General features: G+C 40.6%; 19 protein-coding genes and 1 CRISPR repeat array. Of the genes, 10 read left to right on the top strand and 9 right to left on the bottom strand.

What is annotated here, in order from left to right:
- Positions 1 to 137 precede the first annotated feature (137 nt).
- Together H6G69_RS02305 and H6G69_RS02300 are read left to right on the top strand one after the other, a co-directional pair.
- On the top strand, positions 138 to 545 hold the full coding sequence (locus H6G69_RS02305; protein ID WP_190681097.1) for a phage holin family protein: 408 nt from the start codon (positions 138 to 140) through the stop codon (positions 543 to 545).
- 102 nt (positions 546 to 647) lie between these two features.
- Positions 648 to 833, top strand: a complete 186-nt coding sequence (locus tag H6G69_RS02300) for a YqaE/Pmp3 family membrane protein (protein WP_190681096.1) — start codon at positions 648 to 650, stop codon at positions 831 to 833.
- Positions 834 to 1,014: 181 nt separating this feature from the next.
- On the opposite strand, the gene H6G69_RS02295 is transcribed toward H6G69_RS02300, so the two are convergent.
- Positions 1,015 to 1,797, bottom strand: a complete 783-nt coding sequence (locus tag H6G69_RS02295) for a histidine kinase (RefSeq protein WP_190681094.1) — start codon at positions 1,795 to 1,797, stop codon at positions 1,015 to 1,017.
- 220 nt (positions 1,798 to 2,017) lie between these two features.
- Between H6G69_RS02295 and petJ the strand changes: the two genes are divergently transcribed.
- Entirely contained in the window at positions 2,018 to 2,395 is a 378-nt protein-coding gene (petJ, locus tag H6G69_RS02290; RefSeq protein WP_190681092.1) for a cytochrome c6 PetJ, read from the top strand.
- Between the two features lie 18 nt (positions 2,396 to 2,413).
- Positions 2,414 to 3,433: an aldo/keto reductase gene (locus H6G69_RS02285; protein ID WP_190681090.1), complete on the top strand. Its 1,020-nt coding sequence runs from the start codon at positions 2,414 to 2,416 to the stop codon at positions 3,431 to 3,433.
- Positions 3,434 to 3,463: 30 nt separating this feature from the next.
- Here H6G69_RS02285 and H6G69_RS02280 read toward each other — a convergent pair whose 3' ends face one another.
- The gene (locus H6G69_RS02280) at positions 3,464 to 3,934 is read right to left on the bottom strand and encodes a DUF4385 domain-containing protein (protein WP_190681089.1); all 471 of its coding nucleotides are present in this window, start codon (positions 3,932 to 3,934) and stop codon (positions 3,464 to 3,466) included.
- Between the two features lie 82 nt (positions 3,935 to 4,016).
- On the opposite strand from H6G69_RS02280, the gene H6G69_RS02275 reads away from it, so the two are divergent.
- A complete protein-coding gene (locus H6G69_RS02275) occupies positions 4,017 to 4,460 on the top strand; it encodes a VOC family protein (RefSeq protein ID WP_190681087.1) in 444 nt (147 codons plus the stop codon).
- A gap of 52 nt (positions 4,461 to 4,512) precedes the next feature.
- On the top strand, positions 4,513 to 4,788 hold the full coding sequence (locus tag H6G69_RS02270; protein WP_190681085.1) for a hypothetical protein: 276 nt from the start codon (positions 4,513 to 4,515) through the stop codon (positions 4,786 to 4,788).
- A gap of 481 nt (positions 4,789 to 5,269) precedes the next feature.
- Positions 5,270 to 6,123: a CRISPR direct-repeat array (repeat unit 29 nt; unit sequence AACCTTTTACCCCGCAAGGGGACTGAAAC).
- Between the two features lie 49 nt (positions 6,124 to 6,172).
- Here H6G69_RS02270 and H6G69_RS02265 read toward each other — a convergent pair.
- The 3 genes from H6G69_RS02265 to H6G69_RS02255 form a co-directional block, all read right to left on the bottom strand.
- Entirely contained in the window at positions 6,173 to 11,497 is a 5,325-nt protein-coding gene (locus H6G69_RS02265) for a translocation/assembly module TamB domain-containing protein (protein WP_190681083.1), read from the bottom strand.
- A 136-nt stretch (positions 11,498 to 11,633) separates the two neighbouring features.
- Positions 11,634 to 12,806 (bottom strand): sugar MFS transporter, encoded by a 1,173-nt coding sequence (locus tag H6G69_RS02260; protein ID WP_190681081.1) that lies wholly within the window; start codon positions 12,804 to 12,806, stop codon positions 11,634 to 11,636.
- A 209-nt stretch (positions 12,807 to 13,015) separates the two neighbouring features.
- A complete protein-coding gene (locus H6G69_RS02255) occupies positions 13,016 to 14,188 on the bottom strand; it encodes a hypothetical protein (RefSeq protein ID WP_190681079.1) in 1,173 nt (390 codons plus the stop codon).
- A 325-nt stretch (positions 14,189 to 14,513) separates the two neighbouring features.
- Here H6G69_RS02255 and H6G69_RS02250 point away from each other — a divergent pair, with 325 nt between their 5' ends.
- Positions 14,514 to 15,902: a CHAT domain-containing protein gene (locus H6G69_RS02250; RefSeq protein WP_190681077.1), complete on the top strand. Its 1,389-nt coding sequence runs from the start codon at positions 14,514 to 14,516 to the stop codon at positions 15,900 to 15,902.
- Between the two features lie 469 nt (positions 15,903 to 16,371).
- Entirely contained in the window at positions 16,372 to 17,169 is a 798-nt protein-coding gene (locus tag H6G69_RS02245; RefSeq protein ID WP_190681076.1) for a sulfite exporter TauE/SafE family protein, read from the top strand.
- 308 nt (positions 17,170 to 17,477) lie between these two features.
- Here H6G69_RS02245 and H6G69_RS02240 read toward each other — a convergent pair whose 3' ends face one another.
- Positions 17,478 to 18,131, bottom strand: a complete 654-nt coding sequence (locus H6G69_RS02240; RefSeq protein ID WP_190681074.1) for a cadmium resistance transporter — start codon at positions 18,129 to 18,131, stop codon at positions 17,478 to 17,480.
- A gap of 23 nt (positions 18,132 to 18,154) precedes the next feature.
- On the opposite strand from H6G69_RS02240, the gene H6G69_RS02235 reads away from it, so the two are divergent.
- The gene (locus H6G69_RS02235; RefSeq protein WP_190681073.1) at positions 18,155 to 18,829 is read left to right on the top strand and encodes a cadmium resistance transporter; all 675 of its coding nucleotides are present in this window, start codon (positions 18,155 to 18,157) and stop codon (positions 18,827 to 18,829) included.
- 29 nt (positions 18,830 to 18,858) lie between these two features.
- Here H6G69_RS02235 and cysK read toward each other — a convergent pair whose 3' ends face one another.
- Both cysK and H6G69_RS02225 read right to left on the bottom strand, forming a co-directional pair.
- Positions 18,859 to 19,821, bottom strand: a complete 963-nt coding sequence (cysK, locus tag H6G69_RS02230; RefSeq protein ID WP_190681071.1) for a cysteine synthase A — start codon at positions 19,819 to 19,821, stop codon at positions 18,859 to 18,861.
- A 173-nt stretch (positions 19,822 to 19,994) separates the two neighbouring features.
- Entirely contained in the window at positions 19,995 to 20,450 is a 456-nt protein-coding gene (locus H6G69_RS02225; RefSeq protein ID WP_190681069.1) for an Rrf2 family transcriptional regulator, read from the bottom strand.
- A gap of 308 nt (positions 20,451 to 20,758) precedes the next feature.
- Between H6G69_RS02225 and cysE the strand changes: the two genes are divergently transcribed.
- Positions 20,759 to 21,487 carry a serine O-acetyltransferase gene (gene cysE, locus H6G69_RS02220; RefSeq protein WP_190681067.1) on the top strand — a complete coding sequence of 243 codons (729 nt, stop codon included), beginning with the start codon at positions 20,759 to 20,761 and terminating at the stop codon, positions 21,485 to 21,487.
- Between the two features lie 214 nt (positions 21,488 to 21,701).
- Here cysE and H6G69_RS02215 read toward each other — a convergent pair whose 3' ends face one another.
- Positions 21,702 to 22,622: a ParB/RepB/Spo0J family partition protein gene (locus tag H6G69_RS02215; protein ID WP_190681065.1), complete on the bottom strand. Its 921-nt coding sequence runs from the start codon at positions 22,620 to 22,622 to the stop codon at positions 21,702 to 21,704.
- Positions 22,623 to 23,098: the final 476 nt, after the last annotated feature.

The following is a 23,098-nucleotide window of genomic DNA, read 5'->3' as shown; positions in this document are numbered from 1 at the left end:
ATTTGTTGCAGTTTTGCCAAAATACGTCAACTGGTAGAAGCCTAATCTATCTTGCAAGAGAGGCTTAATCTTCCCACATTGTTCATGATAGTAGAAAGACATTCAAACAAACTATCACTGATTTTTAGGTAAAAAAAATGTTGGGAACATTTCTAATAACTCTAGCTACGGCACTCAGCTTACTAATTGTTGATTTAGTTGTGCCTGGTGTTAATATTGCTAACTTTCCTTCTGCTTTAATTGCTGCTGTAGCAATTGGCTTAATTAATAGTTCTGTGAAGCCAGTTTTATCAACCTTATCTTTACCTTTAAACCTTGTAACTTTCGGCGCATTTGCTTTGGTTGTTAATGGTATCTGTTTCGCGCTAGCAGCATTTTTAGTACCTGGGTTTAGCGTACATGGAATTATCGCTTTTATTTTAGGCCCAGTTGTTTTATCCTTGGCTAACACCTTTATTGGTAACTACTTTGCTGAAAGAAACTTGTCTTTAACTGGCAACACTACCAAGCCAGGTGAATTACCTCAAGGTAATCCTCAGCAATAGTAGCAGGGTCATTTTCTCGAAGGAAACCTCAGAATTAACATAATTCCTGAGACATTTCTAAACAATGTAAATTAATTAGTTTGTCAAAGTAGTAGAAAAACCATGAAATTAGTTCGTTATTTACTTGCTCTGTTAGTACCTCCTTTAGGTGTTTTTCTAACTGTTGGTATTGGCCCAACTTTAGTAATTAATATCTTGTTAACTCTTTTAGGTTGGCTTCCTGGCAGTATTCATGCAATTTGGGTACTGGCAAAAAGAGAAGAAGCATTTAATAGTGGTACTTATTAATATCGCTTCTACTCTCGAACTCTAGATACAAGCTTGCCATTAATCTCCTAGTACACTTCTCTCAATAAGGACAAAATTCAGGGTGGACTACACAAGTCCGCCCTTTTTATATAGTTAATATCACCGACTTCTTAAAAAAGTCGGTGATATCTTTTTCAGGAATTAATGGAGGCTGCTATATCTAGTTTTTATCTGCTGTGTCCTTTTCTTTAAACAAATCAGCAGTGGCGAGTAGTAACTCACGCAAAGTTTGTTTAATTTGCACTTCTTTTTTAGCTATAGCCGTACCTGCTTTACCTAGTTTATCTTCTAACTGCGATCGCTTTTGAGCAACTTGGGTAGCAACCACTTCAGCTTGTGGACGCGCTTGGTTATACCAAGTTTTTGCTTCTTCGAGATAATTTTGAATTTCTTCAGAACGTCCGCCATAACGCGCCGCTAAATTAGCACGGACAATTGCTAATTGGGCTTGCAATTGGGCGTAGCGTTTTCTTAATAAAGAAACTTCATCACTATCTTTGAGCGCGTTCACAGCCGAGTCAATGATGTTTTTGGTATCAGTAGTTGTTCCTGTATCTGTTTCTTGAATCTCTGCTAATATCACATCTACATCTTGTTGCAGCTTTTCTTCTTCACTATCGAGTTGCGCTTGCAGTCTTTGAAGTTCTGATTGAGTTTGAATGATAGTTTCGTGTCTTTTGCGGTTAACACCTTCTAAAGCACCTTCAATGGAAGCTGTTACTTCTTCTTTAATTTCTGTGCCTTTTTCTTGGAAGCTTTCAATTACAGCAGAAACCGCATCTTTTACAAGTCCACGTATTTCAACTGAACCTTCTTTGAATTCCGAAGCAACTTGAGAAACTGCTGATTTGACAATTTCTCGAATTCTTTCAGTCCGTAACTGACCAGTTTCTTTGGCTTGATTGAGGTCAGTTTGAATTTGTTCTTTGATATTTCTAACCATTTTCAACTCTGGGTATTTAACTAATTTGGATAAGTTTATTTAGTTTAGATTAGACATGGTGATACACTCATATTGTGGCGTACTCTTTAGGTATTAGGCACTTCCTTTAGATAGAAAGGTGGCATACCTAGTGGCAGTTTTATTCAGCCTAAATATTTTGTGTATCAATATGTGCATATTTATGAGAAAATTCATTTTGATTCATCGTTTATATAGAACAATGAGTAATGCTAAAAAAATAGTGATAAGACGGTCAAGCAACTTGGTGAAAAGCCTACCTTTGTTATGTTTGATTCTTCTATTGTTGACTACTACTTTTACTGCACCCGCTTTTGCTGCTGATACAGCGAACGGCGCACAAATATTTAGTGTTCATTGTGCTGGTTGTCATATTAATGGTGGTAATATCATCCGGCGTGGGAAGAATTTAAAAAAGCAAGCGCTCAAGAAATATGGTATGGATTCAATAGAGGCAATTACTAATATTGTCACCAATGGCAAAAGTAATATGTCTGCTTATAAAGACCGCCTCAATGAAAAACAAATTTTAGATGTTTCGGCTTACGTTCTTGAACAAGCTGAAAAAAATTGGCGTTAATCTATTCAAAAATAAAACATGACACTACCCGAACAAAGCCGTCTACAATTTACTGCTGATTTAAACATTTGCCGGATATTAAATGGGATGTGGCAAGTGTCTGGTGCACATGGCAGAATTAATCCCAAAGCTGCAATACAAGCCATGTTTCAATATGTGGATGCAGGTTTTACTACCTGGGATTTAGCTGACCATTATGGCCCGGCGGAAGATTTTATTGGGGAATTTCGCCGTCAGTTAATTGCTACTAGAGGTCAAGAAGCTGTAGCAAATATCCAAGCTTTTACAAAATGGGTTCCTCGTCCTGGCAAAATGACGAAAAAATTAGTTGAGGACAACATTAATATCTCTTTGAGGAGAATGGATGTTGAAGCTTTAGATTTAATGCAATTTCACTGGTGGGACTATCAAGATAAAAATTATTTAGATGCTCTCAAATATATGGCAGAATTGCAATCTGAGGGTAAAATCAAACATTTAGCTTTGACTAATTTTGATACAGAACATCTGCAAATTATCACAGAAGCAGGTATTAAAATTGTTTCTAACCAAGTACAATTTTCTTTAGTTGACCGTCGTCCAGAAGTGGCGATGGTGAAATTTTGTCAGCAGCATAATATTAAACTATTTACTTACGGCACAGTTTGTGGCGGTTTCCTTTCAGAAAAATATTTAGGACAGCCAGAACCGGGAAGCTTTAATTTAGGTACAGTCAGCCTACGCAAATATAAAAATATGATTGATGGTTGGGGTGGCTGGCGTTTATTTCAGGAATTGCTGGCTACACTGCAAGAAATTGCTGATAAATATCAGGTAAGTATAGCGAATGTGGCTGTACGTTATATTTTAGATAAACCAGCTGTCGGTGGTGTGATTGTTGGTGCGAGACTGGGTATATCTGAACATATCGAAAATAACGCCAAAGTCTTTAGTTTTATTTTAGACCAAGAGGATTGCGATCGCATCGAGCAAATCTCGCAAAAATCACGAGATTTATATCAGCTAATAGGTGACTGTGGCGACGAATATCGCCGATAATTCTTCCTTTCAGACTTCAGACTTCATACTTCATACTTCATACTTCTGTTTATGCTTGGCTAAAAGTTGGAGATATTTCTCATTCGTCTTCGCCTGTAACCATTTAGCTTTAAAAATAGCTGCTGATTCTGCTTTTACTTGGTCTACATCATAGGGCAATATTTCTTTTTTTGAACTTCCTTCTGCGGAAGTTTTTTTGTATTTTCTGCCGCTTTTGTGGTTAGCATAACGACGGGAACGAGTATAACCCATTTGAATAAACTTCCGCGCCATATCTGCCCCCACAAAATCTTCTTGTTCGAGATAATCTAGAAAAAGTGCGTAGATTTTTTCACTCGACTCTTTGGCAATTTCAGGTGTTTTAAACCGCCAATATGGTAGAATCTCTGACTTATATGGTTCTACCAATAGTACACCTTGCTCACCCTTACCAACACGATATAATTCAGGATGTTGGCGAAAATCGATTTTTTGGAAGTCTAAAGAATAATCAAAAGCCATAATAATTAAAGATAAACTCTTGCTTAGAGTTCACCTTCTACCTTAGTAAGGAATTTATTCTGCCCTCTTATCTAGCTGCTGTATGAAAAATATCCTTGCTCCTGGACACTTGCGAAAAGTGCATCATATTGCCCTCAATGTCAAAGATATGCAAGCTTCGCGCCACTTTTATGGTAGTGTTTTAGGCTTGCACGAACTAACAGGTAAGCAAGTCCCCGAAACTTTGGTGGAACTTGTCGCTGAGGGAAAAGTTGCCAACTTTGTTACGCCAGATGGTGTCATTTTAGATTTATTTTGGACACCAGACCTTAACCCACCCCATCCAGACCCAGAACAAAGTTTTACTAGAGCTTATCATTTAGCCTTTGATATAGATCCGCGATTATTTGAGCAAGCTTTAGCCGTTTTGCAGGAAAATAATATAGCGATCGCTCATGGCCCAGTTACTCGTCCTACAGGTAGAGGTGTCTATTTTTATGACCCTGATGGTTTTATGATAGAAATTCGGTGCAATCCTCAGCCTTGAAAGTGCTAAGTGCTGAGTTAGTAAATAAAATTTGTTCTCCTTTTATTTAGCAATGCAGATATATCAAGTTATCGAACAAGCCATCACAAAACCACCAATTCCCCACGAACCATACAAACAATCTTTAAAAGCCTGGGCGATGTATTGTCTACGTGATAGAGGTTTCAAAGTTGTTTATGCGCAAAATGCTGACTTTGCAGTAGAACTTAAAAGTGGCGATAAGCTGTATTTTAAAGTTACAAATAATTCTGAAGATGTAAACAGTTTATGTAATTGGATAGTTTGGGATAGTGGAACCAAAAATGTCAGTTTAATTCCGCAAACATAACCGTATTTAAAACTGTAGAGCAAGGCGTTGCTGATTAATGGGATGATTTATGTTTCGCGCATTCGCCGCCAGGCGTTCCGCTTGCGGTAGGCGCAAAAGCGCAAAAAAGCGGTAGTTTACTTTGTTAAAAAAGCTTAATTTATCCCGCGTTTATGCAAAGCCTAGAGCAAAAGCTGTTGGGTTTGATTGAGCGAGAGTACGGTGTTAAAGATTGACTCGAACTATAAAAAACTCGACAATCAAGGATACTCATCTTATGATTGAGTTATTAACTTGATGTTTGACAAACTGAAGCGGGGTCAAAAACCCTAGGAGGTTTGCCAAAATCGCCAGAACCTTGACAACATAATAAGTACAGCTTGTCTCTATTTCGAGAAGATGAGAATTAGTCGCAATAATCGCGGCTGAAATCGACCTATTTTTGAGGTTCGTCAAATCGCTTCTCAGGAAGCTTGCCCTGATTAAGTTTCAGCACCGGGCTGTTTCCATAACCTTTTACCCCGCAAGGGGACTGAAACGTTGAGTTGATTTAACCCTACTATCAATAGGAATATCAGGTTTCCATAACCTTTTACCCCGCAAGGGGACTGAAACATGAAGGTCTTAAAGTCATCATGGGACTTAACATCACGGAAGTTTCCATAACCTTTTACCCCGCAAGGGGACTGAAACCCTCAATGTCAAATACGCTATTGAGGATTTTATAAGTTTCCATAACCTTTTACCCCGCAAGGGGACTGAAACCCTTCCGCGGGCAAGTCTCCAGAAGTGACAACACTCGCAAGTTTCCATAACCTTTTACCCCGCAAGGGGACTGAAACGTCAATTGGATAGACTCACTAGGCAAAGAGTTAGGTTTCCATAACCTTTTACCCCGCAAGGGGACTGAAACAAGTAGAAATCCAGGTAACACGGCTCAGATGACGTTGTTTCCATAACCTTTTACCCCGCAAGGGGACTGAAACTACCCCAAGATATTCTTGATGGTATGCGTTTAGGGTGTTTCCATAACCTTTTACCCCGCAAGGGGACTGAAACGGATTTTTAGTAGCTTCAAATACTCTGAATAAACTCAAGTTTCCACAACCTTTTACCCCGCAAGGGGACTGAAACCACATTTTATTAGAACTAAGGGAAACTCAGGATTAAGTTTCCACAACCTTTTACCCCGCAAGGGGACTGAAACAACGGCAGCAATTTTATGAATGGGCAAGCTCACAAAATGTTTCCACAACCTTTTACCCCGCAAGGGGACTGAAACATAGAGAGAATGTATTCCTCGCACATATAATCTTGAAGTTTCCACAACCTTTTACCCCGCAAGGGGACTGAAACAATTTGATGAATACCCAATTTAAATGCTGAACGGCTTTTTTATCAACAACTAAAAGCGAGTTTCATAGTTCAACAATAATAGACTGTCATTATTTAAATCAGTCGAACCACGCAAGAGAATTTCGTCATTGAGGCGATAAAGCAAATTGTAGTTGAACGAATCATTAGTAGAAAAAGCCCGTGATAGAGAGACAGATAAGTTACGGTTGACGTTAAATACACCCTCTGCTGACAAATTGAGAACTGAAGAATTTCTGGAAGCGTCACTAGTTGCAGGTGTAGGATATATGCGAAATTCATTAAAGCCAATAGCTTGACCGATCGCCGTAATAGTGCCTTGCAAACCACCTAAAATAGTAGAACTGGCGAAATTCGTGAGTCCTTGGGTTGCATCTCCTGTTTGCGCGAAATTATTCAAAATTGAACCACCCAATAAAGCGACAATTTCGCCTCGACTACGCGCAGGTTCACTTGTTAGTTCTAAATTATTTCCTAATTCACTCGCCCTACCTGTCGCCGTGGCACGGACGCGAACGGTGCGTAAAGTGCCAAAGTTGTAAGCAGAAACATCGCTAATTTCCGCAGATGTAGGGGATTCTAAAATGCGATCGCTTGTGGCTGAAGTTTCCGGTACAATCGCCAACAGTCGGACATTGAGAGTAGGGTCAAGCCCTTGGCTGGGGGTAAAGGTCGCTGTTTGTTCGTAGCCGCGCTCTAAGGTAAACTCAGTTGTAAATAAACTGACTCGTCCGCCTGTTAAACGAATGGTTCCTTGGGGAAGGGGCTTGGCTAATGTACCATTAATTGTTAAGCCACCTCTGGCTTGAAAGTTAAGTAGAGGTTGACTAAAGGCTGCACCTCCCGGTAAAAAATTCAGTAGGGACTGAGTGCCGACACTCACATCGTTGCCTAAAACTAGGCGTAAATCGGCAAACTCTACAGGTAAGTTAGGTCTAGTTACAGCGTTATTTGTAGCGTTAGTGTTAGCGGCTGTTGTGGTTGTTGTAGCGTTATTCGCTTCTGCTAAAGTGATAGTTCTAACGTCATTTTCTGTGGTTGCTGGTTTTGGTGTGGTTGTTGTATTACCAATGGTGACTTGTCCATCACGGAGGGTAATTTCTCCAGCAATTACAGGTCTAAGTGCTGACCCTCGAATTACAGCATCTCCACTTACACCACCTGCATACAACCCTGGAACTTGAAAATCTAGTTGCTTTTCTATAGAAACTGTCAAAGGATTTGAGACAGTTTGTCCAGCTGCAAAAATCGGCAGAATTCCCGAAGCCGCAATTAACCCTTGATTATAATTGCCTTGAATGCTTTCGACATTTAATGTGCTGCCATTAAATTGTACTGTCCCGGTGACATCTGTTAGGGGAGCCTCTAAAGCTTGAGCGCGGAAAGTCGCATTATTCACAATGGCATTGCCATTAATAATAGGCTGGCTAAGAGTACCCGCAACGTTAACATTAACTTGCCCTTGTCCGTCTACCCAACTAACTTGATTATTGGTTAGCAGATTTAATAACCTTAAGCCTTCGTTACTAACACTAGCGTTAATGTTAATTTGATTACTTGGTTGCACTGCGACAAACGGCAACGGCGCAGGGACACTACCTGTAATTGCCACTGGTTGGGTTCCCGTTAGCAGCAATGTGCTGTTAAAATTCACCCGGGCATTGTTGTAGTCAAAATTGACTTGTCCGGTTTGCACAGGTTGTTGGTTAACTGTGGCATTTGCTAAGGAGACTTGCCCATTGGCACTAGGATTATTTAAACTGCCTTGCAAATTCGCTACCGCATTTACTTGTCCGGTGACATCTACAGGATACTTATCAATGAAGGGCTGAAAGAGTGATAGAGGTAGACTGGCAACATTCAACTGTCCATTTAGCTCTTCAGTGCTTAACTGTCCGGAAAAAGCAATTAAGCCTTGATTTATGCCTAGACTTAAAGGCGAAAGTGTCACCACACCATCGGCAAAGTTACCTCTAGCAACAACTTGATTAATTGAATATTCGCCCCATTGCCAATTATCACCTTGAAGATTAAAGCCAGCATTTAACCCGGTTTTTAACGAACCACTGGCGGTAAGTACACCACTCAAAGCCCCAGTTAATTCGGACAGGGAAGGTAATTGGGCTGTTTGTTTTTGTTCTTGTTGCTGTTGTTGTGTGTTTGCGGTGGTAATTTTAGAGAAATACTCTAATTGTGTGAGTAAATCAGCATTGGGTAAGTTCCGAGATGTGGTATCAAGTGCCTCCGCACCCGCTAATGTTGGCGGTTCCAAGCCAGTACTCAAGTCGCTAAAGTTAAAGATATTAAAGGCTTGTAAGAGGCTTTCAACTCTAGTTTGATTTAAGTTAGCTTGAACTTGAAATTTAGGGTCGTTCCCAGTTTGCAAACTGCCACTGACGGCGATGTTGCTGCCGCCTAAGCGCAATAAACCATTAGTTAAGCTGGCAGTACCATCGGCATAGTTGATACTACCGCGAAATTCCTCAGCTGAGACTCTGGCAATCCGGGGTGCGGCGATCGCTACATCCCCATCTACGGCATAATTATTTAAATTGACAACTAAATTGCCTGATAGTTGCCCTGCCAAAGGTTTCAATCTATTGTTAGGGACAAAACTACTTACTAGCGCGATGGGGAACTGTTGAGCATTAATAATTAAATTGTCGCCTACAGTTCTCCCTGTAGTGACAGCCTCATCACGCTTAACCAAAAACGAAGTTGGACGATAATTGGCATTAAGGTTAAGTGCTATCCTATCTTGTCTGCCAGATAGTTGCAGACTTGCACCCTGTCCGCCTTGAAAGTTGACATTGCCAGTTAACAGAGGGTCAAATGCTAAGTTACTGACCCTGAAATTCCGTAGGCGAATATTACCGTTGGCTTGGGGTGTATCTAATGTGCCTGTAACTCGCCCATTAAAATCTAGTAAACCTGCTACTTGGGTGTCTCCAGGTATTTGAAAACCAGTGTTTTGCAAATTGAAATTCTGGGCGATGACATTTAAATTAAAACCAGCAATTTGCGGTGTCCCACTTTCTGGTAAATTGAGGGCGATCGCACCATTAGCACTAATTCCCGGTGTAGTCGCACGCTGGACTATAATTTGCTTGCCATTCCATTGAAATTGGGCGGTGAGTGGCTGCGCTAACTGTGCTACCCCTTGCGATGCGCGAATTTGTCCAGCAGCACGAATATCAGCAAGTTGGAAAGATGCCGTAGTACCAGCCACCTGCACATTACTACTAAGTCGGCCTCGCAGTTGGGGCGAAAAACGATTGAGTGCAATTCCCTCAGCGTTGGCGACTGCTTGCCAGCGACCATTATTCAGACTAATATCTCTAACGTTGACTCTCCCACCTGCAACACTCAAATTTGCTTGTCCTGTAGCTTGAATAGTCGCAGGTTGAAAAGAAGTTGTGCTGCCTGACAAATTCACCGACGCACTATTTAAAACTCCTTGGAACTGGGGCGGAATTTGCTGAAAACGGCTTAACTGAACTTGCCCAGTATTAACAAAAGCCTGCCAGCGTTGTTGTACAACTCGACCTGTGGCTCTGATTGTACTGCCTGCCACATTGAAGACAGCACTAGGTAAGAGAATATTCTGCCCTTGTTGCGTAATTACAGCTTCTCCTGTCGTCGGATAAGTTGCATTCGGAGCTTGGACTTGGGCAACTGTCCGCCAATTGCCAACAGAGCCAGTCACCCTAGCATTAGCAGAGATATTGCCCAGTTTGATTGTAGATGAATCAGTGTTGGTCTTAGCTAAAACATCTCCCGGTAAATTTTGGGCTTGTAAATTCAATAACACATTGCCTTGGGGCGCAAGTTGCACCTGACCACTCCCCACAATTTGCCCTCCGGCTGGCGGACGCACCTGTACACTGGCAATATTTAATGCTAGGGCTTTACCAAGGGAACCCGTAATATCTGCTTTAGCTGCGATATTGCCTATATTAATAGGTGGTGTAACGCCATAGGTGCGTGCCAGTATATCTCCTGAGACACCCTCCGTTACAACATTAAATTTTACTTGACCGCCCAGGGTAGCTTGACCGCTACCGATGATTTGACCTCCGGCGACGGGGACTAATCTTAAATTGGAGACAGTAACTTGAGTGCCAGTTTTTGCTACATTCAAGCGGAAGTCAGTATTGACAGCTTGAAACTGCACGCGGTCAACTTGAATAGGTGTGGTATTGCTGGCTGTGCCACTAAGGACTGGCTGCTGTAGGGAACCTTGAACTTTAATGTTGGCTTGGACTGCACCACTAGCAAAGACAGGTGATTTGACGCGGAAGGTATCTAAGAGATTTTTTGCAGTGGCTGATTTTACTTGTGCAGAGAGGTCAAACCCAGTTTGAGTATTAACTGTCCCATTGGCGATTAAGGGAACTTGACCAAAGTTAGTGGTGAGATTATTTAGCGCGATCGCCTGGCCTTGAAATGTTAATCTGCCATTAGAGTTAGAAAATTTTTGCGGCACATTTTGAATTTGCGCCGTCACTTGATTGGCAACAGCCGTTCCTGTAATAGCGATATCTGATGCTTGGGGTGGAATTTGTACTGCTAAATCTGCATCAACGCGCCCTGCTTGTAAGACAATGGGTAATTGAATTAATCGACTCACATCAGATGCAACTAAAGATTGGGCTTGCAGTTTAAGATTAGTTGTTTGAGCTTTGGTTTGCGTTTCACCAGATATTGTGACTGCGCCGCCTCTGGTGAGTTGTCCATTGATGTTGTAACTAATCCTTTGATTATCTGATGACAACCGAGCTACACCTTTTAAGTTATCTATGATGACAGAACCTTGCGGTTTCGTCGGTGCAGGTGCAGGTAATAACTCTACATTGGCATCAACAATTCCCAGTGATTGCAACTGAGTTTTAACAAAACCTTGACCCTCTTGCGCCTTCACTTGGGCATTTATCCAACGACCTTCTTTATCTTGCTGGATGTAAACATTCGGCTGAACTATGATGACATTTAATGGTAGAGTCCGGCTGGTAATCAGGGGTAATAGGGAAAAATTTACTTCAACAGCTTTGGCTTTTAGTGTGTCTGGGTCTGTTGCTGTTGGCGGTATTGATAAAGAGCTAAATCTCAAACTAGAAACTGAAAAAGCGTCAACTCTGCCTAATTGGATAGGTCGCCCCAACAACTGCTCAAGATTAGTTTCAACTAACGGTGCTAATTCAGTATATACATATCTTCTTGCCCACCAAACACCCGTGGCAATTCCCGCAAGCAAAATAACTGCGATCGCAACCAGGGTACGTCTTAACAGCAGAAGATGTAATAAACTATGGTTAGTTGGCTCTTGGTCGTTTCCTGAGTTGGGAGAGCGCGTCATTAGTCGTTACCAATACCACTATTGAGTAACAATAATTCATTACTCGACTACAACATAGTGGTTTTGCCTAATTTGTAAAAACTTTTCTTAGATAGATTAATATTTCATCCTGATAACAGTTGACAAAAAATAGGGGCTAACCTCTAGTCAACCACCAATGTATACCCACCATGACAAACGCCAAAGGCAGCATCAACATGGGGATGATTTCTAAACCTGCCCAACTAGCAATCCAACCTGCCCCAGTGGGAATGGCTGCTGCACCCACACTGGCGGCACTAGTAGCAAAACTCACACCTGCAGGGACTAGAGTTTCTGGGAGTCTTTGCGGAATTAACCATATTGTGGCAGGAAAGATTGCTGCTAAAGCAAAGCCAATCAACGGTAAGCTAATCAATTGATTTGGCAGTTGCCACCAAGCTAGCAATCCAATTATTAAAAGAGTTAGGGACATACTGATTGTACGAACTGCACCCAGCCGTTGCAGAAAATAGCCTAAGATGAAACGCCCCACGGTTAAACCCAGCCAGTAAGCACTAATGCTATAACCTGCAATGAGTGTGGGAGTATCACGCGCAACAGATTGCACCGTATATGCCCAGTTACCAATCGAAGCTTCCGTGCCAACATAAACTAACAAAAGTAGTCCCGTGAGCAATACTACCGGAGTTTGCAGCGATCGCCCCAAATTTTTCAATTCAGTTGTATGCGATGCCTCTACCCTGACTGTCATTGGTGTGTAGTTATAAATAATTACGCCCAACACACTGACAATTAATAGGCTAACAATCCCAGCTAATACCCAGTAAATTTGTCGCCAATTCAAACCAACGGCTAACAAAGTAGTTGCTATCCCTGGGCCTGTAAGTGCGCCAATGCCATAAAATCCATGTAGCAAACCAATCAAATTGGCACTACGTGAATCTTGCACAATGTAAGTATTAATACCTGCGTCAATTAGCCCAATACCCAAGCCCAGCACCGTACCAGCAGCAACCATCAACAACCAATCAGGGGAAGTGGCATAGATTAACAGTGCCATTGTCAACGCAACCGCAGCAATTAACAGCATTCGGGCTAACCCCAACCGACTACTCACGATACTGCTAGTTAATGCTGCCAAAATATAGCCGCTAATTTGACTGATAAAGAGTAAGGTAACGGTAGCTGGAGTTAAGTTATAAGTAGACAGGATAGAAGGCAGCATAACCCCTAATCCTGCTTCAGCGATACCAATAGCAATAAAAGCATAAAAAGCGATCGCTACGCCAATCCACTGCGGCGGTAGCGTGCGTTGATACTCTCCCATCAGCTGAAATGCTCCTGGATATAAGGGTTTTACTACTGAGATTTACTCAGTTAATCGTCCTCAAAAATCACTTTACACTCATCCGTCTAAAGTGATGTACAGATCCAGGCTCAATCATTTATAAAAAAGTGCTGTTAGCGGTAGCGGGGCGTTTAGCCCGTGCTGAGTCAGAAATAATTACTTCTTGTTCTTCCTCTACCCCCTGCCTCCTACTTCCGGCTAACCTTAGGTAACAACTTAGAATCCCAAATATATAGTCCTTTTTCGTCAGGAACTTTTGAGAATCTGCCTGTACGATAACCCCGTGACAGTTCATTTAGTACCTTAGACCTGACTTCTTGAACTTCTTCATCACTGAGTTTGCCGTACAGCTTATTAATTACTTCTGTGACATCAAAAACTTTTTTGGGATTTTTCTGTAGCAATAAAGTAATCGCATCAATCAAAAACTTCCCTTCATACTCGCCTTGCATGGGAATGCTATTAGTCTTCGCTTCAGGGTCAGGCTTTTTGTTATTGATTTTACTTGGCTTAGAAGCACTGTCTTTACGGGGAGAGTTCAGCAATTTTAAGTCTAGGGTGTAACAGCCAGGCTTACCAGGAATTAAAGCCCATTTACCGCTTTCTTTGCCGTAAGTCAGTGTTGATTGCACTCTACCTTTTGCCACTTTAAAAACATCCGGCTTTAAATCACCATAGAGCGATCGCACAATAAAATCTATATGACAGACACTGCCAAGATGATTTTGTAACAGTTTTTCTACCGCCTCGATCCGCCTGAGAGATTGATACTCACTCAGCATTGGAATATCCGACCACAATAATGATTTAGTTCCTGTTTGTGCAGCTTGTTCTGGCTCTGATGGTGTCGCAGCTGAATCTTCTAATTCACTTGCTTCTTCTATATCTTCTTCGCTGGCAGCAGTTTCTTCACTGGTAGCTAGCGGTTCATTCGCCTCAGAATCATCAGATTCAGTCTCAGCAATATCCTCGCTATCATCTGACGAGAGATTTTCTAAGGTGGGAACTGCTGACTCACTTTGGTCTAATTGTGGGGAAGATAAATTTTCTTCTGTTTGTGGGACTTCAGTCGCCTCAGATTCGATTAATTCTGGCTTACTTACCAAGATATGATTGCGATCGCTTGCATCTAAGCTTTGGCGAATCAGAGAAGTCAATATTTCTTCACTTACTTTTTGGTTTGACCCATTTTTTTCCACATCTAAGGTTACAGACCAGTTAGATAGTAACGCTTCTACATGGTTGAGATTGTCTAAAGCTTCCCTATATAACTTTTCATACTTTTCCACAAGTGGAGCGTAATAGTCTCGGACTTCTAATAGTGTAGAGAGAAATTTTTTTGGAGGAGGCTGTAACTGCATTTAACTATTCATCAAACTTTAGATCCCCCCATTATAGAAAAAAAATACCTGATTCAGGTACAAAATTTGCTATTTCAGTAGTGATTCGCAAAACTTTCAACTGTTGACGCACCAAAAAAATGTTAAGAAAAATAAACTGCTTTCACATCATTTTTCATCTTTTAGTGGCAATTTTAGGCGTGTAATTAACAAATTCAAAATCCTTACACCCAATCTCCACAGATAATCTTTGTGCGTAAGTAAGTCCTGTATTTGTATTCAACCATAATCATCAGTCCAAAGGGTGTAAAAATAATTAATAATTACGGTGTGTAGATCAACAGACATGAACAAAATTAAGCTGATTTGCTTGGCTTTTTCAACCCTCAGTTTATTGACAATAGGGCTGAAATCGCTCAATTTTACCGCAACAGAAGTTAAAGCTGTTAATCCACCAGTCAAATCTAATACATTACCTTCATCTCGGTTACAACCAGAAGTTATCAAGAACTTCCTGGACAGTGAAAATATTAATTCTGCTGTTATCTATATTGAACAAGGTTGGAAGCAGCAGTATGAAGAATATATGCAGGGAAGACTGCGTTCTAATCAAGTGTTTGAAGTTAAAAAAATCAGTCAAACTCTCAATCAAATTAGCGCGAGAGTTGGAAAAAAAAGTGCCTTAATATATGCAGTGCCAAGTGATAACCAGCTAGACTTGATATTAATACCACCGGATAAACAACCAATTCATAAGCGTATTTACCGTGGCAAAAAAGCAGTTTTGAGTAGCCTAGTGACTAAATTTCGTGCTGATATTGTTAAGCAAACCTCTTCTGGTGGTGAATACCACAGTTCTGGTAAAAAAATTTATGACTTGCTAATTGCACCTTTAGAACCAGAATTGCGATCGCAAGGTATTAATAATCTGATATTTTGCTTAGGTAGCGGGTTAAGAAGTGTACCTTTAGCAGCAATCTATGATGGGGAAAAATTTTTAGTTGAAAAATATAGTATAGCGATAATTCCGGCTTTTAATCTTTTAGATTTTCAATTTGTAGATATTACAAAAACCCAAGTTTTAGCGATGGGAGCATCGGAATTTAAAAATCTAGAACCCTTACCTGCGGTTCCCTTAGAATTATCTAATATTATTAGCAATAAATGGGTAGGCAAATCACTATTAAATAAAGATTTTACTCTCAAAAATCTCAAAAAAGAACGCGCTAACAATTCTTTTGGAATTGTACATTTAGCTACCCATGCAGAATTATCTCCTGGTTCAGTTCAGCAATCTTACATTCAATTCTGGGATACCCAAATTCGCTTAGATGAATTAAAAACATTAGAACTAGATAAGCCACCTGTGCAGTTATTAGTGTTGAGTGCTTGTCGAACTGCGCTAGGTGATGTGAAAGCCGAATTGGGTTTTGCCGGGTTGGCTGTACAGTCAGGCGCAAAAGCAGCATTAGCCAGCCTTTGGGCAGTGAATGATAGCGGGACTTTGGCATTGATGATTCAATTTTATGAAAAACTCAAAGCTTATCCACTCAAGTCGGAAGCCTTAAGACAAGCTCAAATTGCCATGATTAAACAGCAGGTAAGTTTAAAAGATAATCCTATAGTTCGGAGGAGTACTGCATTAGATCCCAAAATTGTCGAGGAGCTTGATGAGGATGAATTATCTCATCCTTATTATTGGGCTGGATTTACCTTAATTGGGAATCCTTGGTAATGCAGTGTTTGATTGCTGTCAGCAAGTCGCTGGCAAAAAATAGCACTATATAGAGAAATATTATAGCCTTTCTCCTCATTTTTCGCTCAAAATAATCATACTGCGTCTTTACAATAATTTTTAGAAATTGCGATCGCTTGTTAGCGGTAGCGGGGCGTTGAGCAGCGTGCTGAGTAGATTTTCACAAATATCTTTTTTCTCTATGCCCCTGTTTCCTCGACAAGACAGGTGATGCAGCCCATACATAGAGTGTTTAGCCTCAAGCAGTACCAGTAGGCTAGACGTTTTGCAATGTTTCTGTGTAAAATACGGTAAGTCAGTCGGCTTATAGGAATTTATTCTAAATATCAAGAGGGTTAACTGCTGACGACCAAGAGCTTTATTCGGCCTTTGGCGTTACTTGATCTTGCGTTGCTGTTTTTGCCAGGCTGAGTTGATTTTACTAGAAAACCGCATCTTGGGAAGGAGTATGGATTACTTATTGCTGCCATTTTTAAGCTTCTTGGTGGGCATCATCGTTGGTTTAACAGGAATTGGTGGAGCTTCTCTCATCACCCCTATGTTGATATTTATTTTTCAGGTTCCACCATCAATTGCTGTGAGTTCTGATGTTGTAGCAGCTACTTTAATGAAGGTAGTTGGGAGTGTGAAACATTGGCAACAAAAAACGTTAGACACCGAAGTTGTTAAGTGGCTGGCATTTGGTAGTGTTCCTGGTTCGCTGTTTGGGGTGGGAATACTGCACTATCTCAAAAGTACTGGCGAACATAACCTAGATAGTATTTTGTTACGCCTGTTGGGAGTGACAATTTTATTAATTACTGTACTGGCACTTGTACAGCTGTTACTATTAACTTTCTTTCCCAAGTTTAGTTTGCCAGAACTGCCAAAACTAGATTTGACAAATCATTTCGACCGTTTTCTGACTATGCTGCTGGGAGCAGTTTTAGGCTGTTTGGTTGGTTTGACTAGTGTCTCTTCTGGCTCTATGTTTGCTTTGGTACTAATAGCTTTTTTCCGCCTCGATGCACGCAAGTTAGTAGGTACAGATATTTCTCAAGCAGCAATTTTGTTATTGTTTACTTCCCTCGGACACCTCAGCTTAGGTACAGTGAATTGGCATTTGGTATTACCGATATGGCTAGGTTCTGTCCCTGGAGTATTATTAGGCGCGAAAATCTGCCAAATTGCACCGCAACGTCCACTGCGGTTTATTATCTATGCGATTTTAATGATGGTGAGTTGGAAGTTAGTTTATCAAGCTTAATGGATGAAAGCGATACTAGTACTACACCACGTTAAATTCTACAAGTAAGAGAACGAACCGCATAGACGCGATAGCGGTGAAGCAGTGCGTTGGGCAGGTTCCCCGACTCCCTCACTGCTGAACCCGTTAGCGAAGCGGTAGCGAGTCTTCGAGCGTCAGGGCTTCCCGCAGGGTAGAACACATAGACCGCGAAGTAAGTTATCAAAATCAACTAGGTCAAGTGTAGTGACTCGCATTTTGACTGTAAGAAGGAAAAGTATATTAAATGGGTTGTTAAAAATGAAATGGCTGATTAACTATTGACTATTTCACCAAGGTAGTAAGTTAAAAGTACCCCGTTCATACATAATGAATAAACCTAAGCCAATTAAGACAAAAGGTACAATAACTTTACCGTAGCGGCTGAAAAGAGAACCTATACCTGCGTGTTGACTTAAGAGGTAAGCAATAGTACACCAAATGCCTACCATGAATAAAAACACACTGAGAATTATTCCCAAGCTGGTAAGATTTTGACCAGCAAATAAGGGAATATAAATACTGATATTATCCCCGCCATTAGCAATTGTGACTGCTGCAACTTTATAAGTTTGGGGATGTAAAATACTTAAAATTACAGACAATAAAGAATTAACTGGTGAGGACTGTTTAAATTCAGTTGTTACTTCCTGAACTTCTATAGTTTCTTGTTCTCGGTTGAGCAATTGCATGATACCAATTGCTATTGGTAATAACCCGAGTAAGCCGATCCATTCTCGCTGTATAATCAGTCCACCAAAAAATCCTGGTAAGCTAGCGATGATAATAGCGACAAAACCAAGATATTGACCAAATACAATATGCCTACGGCGAAATTTATCATCTATCTGGGAGAAGAGAAGTAGCAAAATCATGATGTCATCAATGTTTGTCGCACTGAAGGCGATAATTCCCTCAATCAAGGATGTACCGAAGTTAGTCATACTGAATTTTTAGCCAAAAGCAAATGAATGAGTTAATTACGGCAATTAGTACAGGTGTAGTTGCATTTATCGCCACTAATATTGATGATATTGTGATTTTGCTATTGTTTTTTTCGCAAATCAATGAACAGTTTCGACCAAAACATATATTTTTGGGACAGTATTTAGGTTTTATTGTACTATTAGCTTTAAGTTTATCTGGGTTGTTTGGTGGTTTGATTGTAGAGTCAAACTGGATTGGATTATTGGGGTTAGTTCCCGTGGCGATAGGTATTAGTAGTTTAGTTAATCCTCAAGATGACTCTCAAGAAGATGTATTGGGAGAACATACAATATCTACACAAGAAATATCGACTAGTTTAATTTCACCGCAAATTTATGGTGTGGCAGCAGTAACAATTGCTAATGGTGGAGACAATATTAGTGTATATATCCCGTTATTTGCTAGTAGTAATTTAAGGAGTTTTTTGCTAATTATTAGCGTATTTTTCTTACTATTAGGCGTTTTATGCTATGTAACATATAAGTTAACCCATCAGCAAGCGATCGCAGATGTCTTAACGCGCTACATTAATCATCTCATCCCTTTTATACTGATGGGTTTAGGTACTTTTATTGTGTTAAAAACAGGAGCTTTAAGTCTGATAAAATTGCTGGCAAGTTGTTGCTGTTTAATAGTACTAGTGAAAAAACCCTGATCTTAATAATATTTATTTACGCCGACTACTTAAACTTTATTTAACCATTCATTCTCATCTGGTTGTTTAAATAGTGGAGTGCTAAGATAACGTTCGCCAAAGCTCGGCTGTACCATAACTATTAAGCGACCAGCATTTTCTGGCCTTTTAGCAACTTCAATCGCTGCATATAAAGCCGCGCCAGAAGAAATCCCAGAAAGTAATCCTTCTTCTTTGGCTAAACGTCGGCTGTAAGTCATCGCCTGTTCATCAGTGACTTGAATTACTTCATCTACGAGTTCTAATCGGAAAATTGCGGGGATAAATCCAGGGCCGATTCCTTGAATTTTGTGCGGCCCTGGCTTACCACCGATTAATACAGGACTGTTGCTTGGTTCAACTGCGATCGCTTGAAATGTCGGCTTACGTTGTTTTAAAACCTCTGTGACTCCGGTAATTGTCCCACCTGTACCAACTCCCGCCACGAGGATATCTACTTTTCCGTCAGTATCCGCCCAAATCTCTTCGGCTGTTGTTTGGGCATGAATTTTGGGGTTAGCTGGGTTGTGAAACTGCTGCAACATATAAGCATTCGGAGTTTTTGCCACAATTTCTTCTGCCAGTGCGATCGCGCCTCGCATTCCTTCGACACCAGGCGTTAACTCTAATTGTGCGCCATAGGCTTTGAGCATTGCCCTCCGTTCTTGGCTCATAGTGTCGGGCATCGTTAGAATAAGATGGTAGCCCTTAGCCGCCGCCACCATTGCCAGCGCAATTCCTGTATTACCAGAGGTAGGCTCAACTAATGTCGTTTTTCCAGGGTGAATTAAGCCTGCTTCCTCTGCGACAGTCACCATACTAGTACCAATTCGGTCTTTCACAGAAGAAGCCGGATTCATACTTTCTAGCTTCACCACAATCTCTGCAACCGCACCTGAAGCCTGGGGAATCTTATTTAATCGCACTAAAGGTGTTCGTCCAATTAACTCCGTGATATCTTTCGCTATTCGCATCAGGGAACTCCTGTGTATTAATGTTGTTGTTTTCAAAGAAGTAACAATTTCAGCCCAATTACCTGATGGCTAAAGTAATCTCACACTTCACACTTCATCCTTCACACTTCATCCTTCACACTTCATACTTCATCCTTCACACTTCACACTTCATACTTCATCCTTCACACTTCTTAGATGTAATACATTGGACTCTGCTGTAAACGAGCTTCTCTTTCTTGGCATAAATCTTGAAGAGTATAGCGTCCTAATACCTCCATCGCGGCGACGTTAGCTTGATCCCAAATTTCATATACTAAGCGTCTTTCTAATGTCGGAGCTTCGGAGTTTTCTTTCTCTTTGCGTTCACCTTCAACTAAAGTGACAATCTCCAACACCGTAATCTGCCAAGGCTCACGGACTAAAATGAAGCCCCCTTTCGAGCCACGTTGACTTTGGACTACACCGGCACGTCGCAAATTAGTCAAAATTTGCTCTAGATATCGCTCAGGTATAGGTTGCTTGGAGGTGATTTCGCTCATGGTTAGAGGCACTTTTTTTTCGTGGTTGCTGGCCAGTTCCAAAAGTGCTAAGAGCGCGTATTCAACTTTGGAAGACAGATCCAGGAGAGCGTAATTTTGGCTGTTCAAGATTTGCACTCAATAAAAATACTACGGTTAATCGACTGCTTTTTCGCATTTTATGCGAAATTAATCTTGTCTTGGTATTTGGATGTGATAGCATCCCACTTATCAACGACAAATAACCATAAGGCTATCGTTTTACCGTAGATTATCCTACAAAATGAGTCAAGTAATTTGATAGTTCACGACAATTATTTTGGTTTCTTGATATCCACCATCTACGAAAAATCAACAGTTAAACAATGAAGCAGCAAGAATCAAGCTTGTATTGACGCACTAAATTTCTTAGTCCACAAAAACAACCCCAAAAGAGTATGCTATTAACTGACTTGCGCACAATTTATGAGCGAGATCCAGCCGCCCGCAACTGGTTGGAAATTTTATTTTGCTATCCTGGACTGCAAGCACTAGTTTTGCATCGGTTATCCCACTGGTTATATAAAAAAGGGATGCCGTTTATACCCAGATTTATCTCTCATCTCAGCCGATTTTTCACAGGGATAGAGATTCATCCTGGGGCAGTTATAGGTAAAGGCGTGTTTATTGACCACGGAATGGGCGTAGTCATTGGAGAGACAGCAATTGTCGGTGATTATGCGTTAATTTATCAAGGTGTCACCCTGGGTGGGACTGGCAAAGAAAGCGGTAAACGTCACCCGACATTAGGTAATTATGTAGTTGTTGGGGCTGGTGCAAAAGTTTTAGGCAATATTAATATAGGCGATCGCGTCCGCATTGGTGCAGGTTCTGTAGTGTTGCGCGATGTGCCTAGTAACACTACCGTTGTGGGCATTCCCGGACGAATAACTCGTCAAAATAACCTCAATGTTGATGCTTTAGCTCACAACAAAATTCGAGATGTTGAAGCCGAAGTAATTCGCGCCTTATTTGAACGCGTTAAAAATTTAGAAAAACAGTTAGCAGAATTACAAACTCAGCCGACATTAGCATTACCAACTGAAATAGATAGTGAAATATTGGAAAATAGTCAGAAAAATAGCGATTCCGTAATTGAAGACTTCCTCGATGGTGCTGGAATTTAACTATAGTCATCCTCAGCAATTCAGCCAAAACGAGGCTACACAAAGTCCACCTATGTGGACTTGATCAAATAAGTAAGTCGGTGGGAAAAAACCTAACTATGTGTTACGCAAGATTAACTAAGCTAAAAGCCTCTTCACTCCAGCATAGCTACCTTCTACCTGATCCTGAGGATAAATATTCACGACGACCTACTTATATTGTCAAATCTTAGCTTCAGCTTTTAGCAATGATTTGCTCTAATTCATCTAAAAGCTGAGTAATTTTTTCTCTGTTTTGCGGATTAATTAAAGCATTCTTCTTTTGTAAAAGCTTATTGAGTTCTTTAAATCGATCTGTAACAGTATTTTTAGGGTGCGGATTTGATTCAGCTTTCAGTGCTTGAATTCTCTTCTTAATTTCGCTCAGAGATAAATCTTCGGCAATTGCTACTTTGAGTAATTCAGCCCGCTTTTGTTCTGACTTAACTCGCGCAATAGCTTGAGCCTTAGTATACTCAATTTCACCACGGCGCAATACAGATAAAATATCAATAGGAAGATTCAACAAAGGTAGCCGACTCGAGCGAAAACTACCAGCATTAAACTTACCAATTTCTGCGAGGATTGATTCTATTTTGGCAATTTGAATCAAAGCATTTTGATTTAGACTTTGGCATCTTTGTTTAGCATTAAACGAAAGGTGAATCAAAGAAATCACATCATGAATCGAAATTTCCAGAGATAAAGATAGGAGTTCTAATACAGCCTCCGTTTCTTCAACAGCATTGAGTTCTTCTCTTTGTAAGTTCTCAATTAGCGCAACTTGCAAAGCTTGTTTTTCATCGAGTTCCATCACAACAATAGGTACTTCAATTAATCCAGCTTCCCGTGCTGCTCTAATACGTCGTTCTCCAGCCACTAGTTCATATTCTCCATTATTCAGTGGACGAACTAGCAAAGGTTCTAAAATTCCGTGTTTTTTTACCGATTGTATGAGTTGAATCAGCTTGTTATGGTCAAAATAACGACGTGGTTGTTGAGCAGGTAATCGAATGTCATCAATCGAAACTGTAGTAATATATTGTTTAGTACAATTATTACGCTTGACTTCAGCTATACAGTCTGACTCTAATTGAAAAATTTTTTCTGATAGCATAAAATTCCCCTAAATTTATCAGTAATTAATCCTAAGATTTACACACACATAATTGAGGCTTAAAATATCTTGCACGAGAGCGGCTAGTAGTCACGGCTACACAGGCGAAAGTGCGTGTGTCGAGCCAAGATGTCTAATTCTTAGGGCTAGGTGCAAAATGAGAGTTGACGGAATACGCTTATATGCTTATGTGCTTAAAATTAATGTAAAAATATGAGGAACTTGTGATGATCATAAGTATGATTACTTAACATCTATTGCAAGATGTTTTGATGATTGGAATTATCTAAGTAGGTCGATGTTAAAAATTGTCGTTATGACAAGGCAGACGACAGACGGCAGAAGGTTTTAAGACGTTTTGTTATCCGAGTGTGGGACTTGTGGCCTTTTAGGGGCTATCGCAAGAAGGCTTTCTTGCAATGCAGATGTTCTATAGAACCCATTTGACATCTAAGAAAGTGCTGCAAGTCTCTTAA

It is taken from the genome of Nostoc sp. FACHB-110, assembly GCF_014697425.1.
GTDB lineage: Bacteria > Cyanobacteriota > Cyanobacteriia > Cyanobacteriales > Nostocaceae > Nostoc_B.
This window is presented reverse-complemented; position numbering and strand designations above follow the sequence as displayed.